This is a genomic window from uncultured Meiothermus sp., from assembly GCF_937863175.1.
Classification (GTDB): Bacteria; Deinococcota; Deinococci; order Deinococcales; family Thermaceae; genus Meiothermus.
On sequence record NZ_CALMCQ010000230.1, the window covers coordinates 1 to 4,909 of the forward strand.

At 61.5% G+C, this 4,909-nt stretch carries 4 protein-coding genes and 1 pseudogene; 1 reads left to right on the plus strand and 4 read right to left on the minus strand.

Translation table 11 applies throughout. The annotated features are described in order from the left end of the window. The 4 genes and pseudogenes from Q0288_RS08745 to Q0288_RS08760 all read right to left on the minus strand — a co-directional run. A pseudogene (locus Q0288_RS08745) lies at positions 1–323 on the minus strand (sodium:calcium antiporter); the annotation flags it as partial. Positions 324–398: 75 nt separating this feature from the next. Beyond that, a complete protein-coding gene (locus tag Q0288_RS08750) occupies positions 399–1,298 on the minus strand; it encodes an arginine deiminase family protein (RefSeq protein ID WP_299429511.1) in 900 nt (299 codons plus the stop codon). A 33-nt stretch (positions 1,299–1,331) separates the two neighbouring features. Next, positions 1,332–2,831 carry an L-lactate permease gene (locus Q0288_RS08755; RefSeq protein ID WP_299429512.1) on the minus strand — a complete coding sequence of 500 codons (1,500 nt, stop codon included), beginning with the start codon at positions 2,829–2,831 and terminating at the stop codon, positions 1,332–1,334. A gap of 2 nt (positions 2,832–2,833) precedes the next feature. Further along, positions 2,834–3,835, minus strand: coding sequence for a 2-hydroxyacid dehydrogenase (locus Q0288_RS08760; protein WP_299429513.1), 1,002 nt, complete (start codon positions 3,833–3,835; stop codon positions 2,834–2,836). Positions 3,836–4,016: 181 nt separating this feature from the next. Between Q0288_RS08760 and Q0288_RS08765 the strand changes: the two genes are divergently transcribed. Beyond that, the coding region (locus Q0288_RS08765; protein ID WP_299429514.1) for a carbohydrate kinase family protein at positions 4,017–4,909 on the plus strand (893 nt) is incomplete at its 3' end.

Sequence of the window (4,909 nt, forward strand, 5' to 3'; positions counted from 1 at the left end):
GGAACCTCGCGCTTGATAAACTCGGACTGGACTAGAATGGGGGCGATCAGGGCAGTAAGACCCAGAATTGCCAGGATGTTGAAGATATTGGAACCCACCACGTTGCCAATAGCAATCTCGGGGCTACCCGTCAAGGCTGCGGAAAGGCTGGCGGCCAGCTCGGGGCTGCTGGTGCCAAAGGCGACCACCGTCAGACCCACTACCATGGGGCTGATCCCCCAGCTGCGGGCCAGTATCACGGCGTTGCGTACCAGCCACTCTCCCCCAAAGTAGAGCAAAACGATTCCGATTGCGATCAAAAAAAGACTGGACAGCTCACCCATACGGTCTAAGTCTACAATACCCTGCCGGGTTTGCTCCGTTGTTTTTTTTGCGCCCTTTGCACTTTCCAGTCTAGCTCAGGCGCTTCTTTCAACTGGCAGCGTTGTACATCTAAACCCTCCGGGCAGCCGCACCACCTCCGAGTAGTCAAGCTTGAGGGCCTCGAGGCCCGTAGCCTCCAGCAGTCGGGCTAGCCGGTGGCTGGTATGCTGTACCACCACCTTTTGCGCCGATAGCGTGAGGGTGTTGATTTCCACATTCCTGGCCTCCTGGTCCGTGGCCTCGATCAGCTCAAACTGGCCTTCCAGCCAGCGCAAGCTATTGCGGGCAAAGCTGCGGGGGTGGATCAGGGCCACTCCCCGCGAGACAAGGTTGAATCGGGTGTCGAGGTGGATCACCCCTCGATTGGCAAACTCCAGCGTGACCACCTCCCGCTTAATCCCGAGCTGGGCCAGCTTGCTCCGCAAGCACTCTACCCCTTCCAGGCTGGTCTCTTCGCCCAGGCCAACCAGGATGTACCGCTCGTCTACCATCACGTCTCCACCCTCAATGTGGCCCCGCTCGAGCCGGGCCACCCTGGAAAAGCGCGGCAGCAGGTTTCGCAGCCCCGCCAGCTCTCGCTGCCTGGAACGACGCCGGGGTCTGGCCAGAAAAAAGGTGTGATCTATGGCAAAACCAACATCGCGGGTGTAGTGCTGGGTGAGGCAGCCCGTCACCCTTTCGGCCCAGTGCACCTGCACACCCTGGGCCTGCAGCAGCTCAGCCAGCGCGATTTGCTGCTGGCGCACTTTCCGGTGGTTGTGGGTGAGCGCCCACTTATTGTGCCAGCCCTGGTAGAGAGCAGCCAGATCGAAGCCACCCTGCCACAAAAACGAAAGAATTCCCATGGGGTTGGCAAGACACATCACCACCGTTTTTAGCCGGGCGGTCTCGGAGGGTAGACCGACCGCAATGGGGGTCATGGGCTCGGGGGACATAGCTCAGTGTATAGCGGGGTTTGGCTGTTCCGGTCAGATAAAAAGCCAGACCAGCAGGCCCCCCAGGCCCACATAGAGCAAGCAAATTCCAAGGGTTTTGCGCAACACGGCGCCCTCCTGACCCACCAGGGCCACCGTCGCGCCTGCAGCAATGATGTTATGGGGACAGATAATGTTTCCCACGGCTGCGCCGAACCCTTGCGCTCCCAGCATGGCTGCGACCGGCAGACCCAGGGTCTGGGCGGTAGCCTGCTGGAACTCGCTAAAAAGGATATTGGAGGCCGTAGCCGAGCCGGTAACAAAGGTTCCCAGCACCCCTACCCAGGGCGCCAGCAGGGGCCAGGAGTGGCCCAGGGCGTTAGCAGCCGCCTCGGCCAGTGCCCCGATCATATCGGCATGAACCATCAGCCTCGAGAGGCTGAGCATGGCCAGCAGGGCCAGAGCCACCCCCACCAGTTGCAAAGTGGCCGTCTGTACAGCCGAGAGCAGGTCGGCGGGGGTAGCCCGTTGCCACCAGGCCGCAGCCAGAAAACCGATCAGGAGTAGTGTTCCGGGGTGGTACAGGGGGGCAAAACTCCCCTCAAAGCGGCCAAACAGCATCCAGCTAAGCTCGAGATGCTGCAATGCCTCACGCAACACCGGAACCAGCCGGGTGAGCAGCACCAAACCAACCAGAACCAGATACGGGGCTGCGGCCCGCACGACCTGGGCTGCCGATACCGTGCTGTGCTGTGAGGTGCGGCGAAGCCTCAAAGCCCAAACAAAGACCAGGCCGCCCGCCAGTGCGCCCCCCAGAGTGGGCAGTTCGGGGCCAAGGTATTTTGCCAGCAGGAAGTAGGGCAGCAGGAAACTCAGCCCCGCCAGGGCTGCCCAGCCCCAGTCCGAGGGTCTGGGCCGACGACCGGCAGAACCAGCCAGGATCAGTAGCACAAAGGGGATCATCCAGCCCAGCAGCAGGTGGTAGGGGGCCGTGGCGGCGCCAATCTCGAGGCCCGACAGCCCGCTGGTAGCAGCCTGAGCAGCCACCGGGGTTCCAACCGCGCCAAACGAGACCCCCACAGCGTGTCCAACCAGAGCAATGCTAACGGCCTGTACCGGAGCAAAGCCCACGCTCACCAGAAAGGGCGCCGCCAGGGCTGCCGAGGTGCCGAAACCGGCTGCGCCTTCTATGAACAGGGCAAAAAACCAGGCCACCAGCAAGACCAGGATCCGGGGGTTATCGGAGAGCTGGCCCAGGCCCCGCTGCAAAATCACCAGCGCCCCGGTGCGGAGCTGCAACTGGTGAATGCACAGGGCCGGAAAGATGATCCAGAGAATGGTCAAGGCGCTAAAGCCCGCCTCGAGCACCACGCCCAGTGAGCCATTCACCAGGCCCGGCTCACCCGGAGTAAAGCCAAAACCAAACCACCAGACCGCAATCAGTACAGCCAGCCCCACCCCGACCAGCCCAGCCCTGGCCGCAGACCAGCGCAGGGCCAGCATCAGCAGCAGTACCAGCAGAATGGGCAGGAGGGCGGCAATACCCAGGCCCACCCTCAGCCCCCTAGCTTTTCTACCGATACCACAAAGATCTCACCCTCACCTCGCTCAAAGGCCGTGATATTTGCGATGGTGGTCCGGGTGATGTTGCTCAGGGCTTCCTGGGTAAAAAACCCCTGATGCCCGGTGATGAGCACATTGGGGAAGGTCAGCAAGCGCGAAAAAAGGTCGTCCTGGATTACCTGGTTGGAGAGATCGCGGAAGAACAGATCGGCCTCCTCCTCGTAGACATCCAGACCCAGATAGCCAATCCGACCATCCTTGAGCCCCTCGATGACTGCGCGGGTGTCTACCAGGCCACCCCGGCTGGTGTTGATCAGCATGGCGCCGGGCTTCATCTGGGCTACTGCGCTCTCGTTGATCAGGTGGTGGGTGGCGGGGGTTAGCGGACAGTGCAGCGAGATGACATCCGACTCGCCCAGCAGGGTATGGAGGGGGGTATAGCGCACCCATTTCTCGAGGGCCGGGCTGGGGTATGGATCATATGCCAACAGATGACAGCCAAAACCCGAGAGCATCTGGGCAAAAACCGCTCCGATCTTCCCGGTGCCCACGATGCCGATGGTCTTGCCATGGAGATCGAAGCCCAGCAGACCCTCGAGGGCAAAATTGCCCTCACGCACACGGTTGTAAGCACGGTGAATTTTACGGTTCAGGGCCAGAATTAAGGCCAGGGTGTGCTCCGCTACGGCATGGGGGGAGTAGGCCGGAACCCGCACCACAGTCAGCCCAAGCTCTTGCGCTGCCAGCAGGTCTACATGGTTGAAGCCCGCTGAGCGCAGGGCAATCAAGCGCACCCCGCCCTGGTGCAGCACCTCGAGCACCGTACGGCTCAGGTCGTCGTTGACGAAGGCGCATACCGCCGTGCAGCCGAGCGCGAGCTTGGCGGTGGCGGGAGCGAGCTTGGTTTCGAAGAAGATCAGCTGATGCTGGCTGGCATTGGCCAGGTTCAGAAACAGTTCGTCATACGGATGGGTGCTAAAGACCGCAACTTTCATCTGGTTCACCTCTCAACACCAGGACTAAACCCTCACGGTACGCTGTTCTTGTCGGATAGAGCTGTTCAGGCAAAGCTCGTACTGAGATCCCAACACCACACTGTATACCACCGCTACGCCCAAAATGTCCCGAACCAGGCAGTCCCGATGCGATCTTCTCTACCAGAGTACAATTGCTACAATGGCTGACCTCAAACCACTCGTTGCCATTGGCGATCTCACCTGGGACGTGCTGGCCAAGCCAAACACCCTGCTCCTGCCCGGCGGCGACACCACCGGACGGGTCTTGTTAATGGGCGGTGGCAGCGCGGCCAACGTGGCGGTGTGGGCAGTCCGGGTGGGCTATCCGGCGGGGTTTATAGGGGAAGTGGGCCGCGATCGCTTTGGTGAGTTCGCCGTGCAGGAGTTGACCGCAGAGGGCGTCGAACCCCACATCAACTGGAATACCAGCAACCCCACGGGGGTGATTCTGGTCTTGATTGATGCGGCTGGGCAGCGCTCCATGCTGACCTCGCAAGGGGCCGACTTCGACCTGCGCCCCGAGGTGGTGCCGGTAGAGGTGATTCGACAGGCGGGCCACCTGCACGTGACTGCCTGGTCGCTCTTTACCGACCCGCCGCGTCAGGCTGCGCTCAAAGCAGCGCAAGTAGCACACGATGCGGGTATCACGGTTTCGTTTGACCCGGGCTCTTTTCAGATGATTCGGGAAATCGGGCGCGAGGAGTTTCGCCGCATTACGCGCGATCTCGCGCTGGATTTTATCTTCCCCAACCTCGACGAAGGCCAGGCACTCACCGGGGCCAGGGAGCCTCTGCATATCCTCGAGATCTTGCAGCAGCTCTATCCGGGGGCCATGCTTCTGCTCAAGCTGGGAGCCGATGGAGCCCTCATCCTCGACCAGGGAAGATTGATCGAGCTTCAAGCCACCCACGACAAACCGGTGGATGCCACCGGCGCCGGCGACTCGTTTGGGGGGGCTTTCCTGGGGCACTATCTGCGTTCAAAAGATGCCCTGGCGGCGGGGCAACTGGCGGTGCAGGCCGCAGGCTGGGTGATTGGGCGGTTTGGCGCCCG

Bases quoted from the DNA above. Each gene is read 5' to 3' on its own strand.
- Q0288_RS08750 (WP_299429511.1), bottom strand. From the start codon at position 1,298: ATGTCCCCCGAGCCCATGACCCCCATTGCGGTCGGTCTACCCTCCGAG.
- Q0288_RS08760 (WP_299429513.1), bottom strand. From the start codon at position 3,835: ATGAAAGTTGCGGTCTTTAGCACCCATCCGTATGACGAACTGTTTCTG.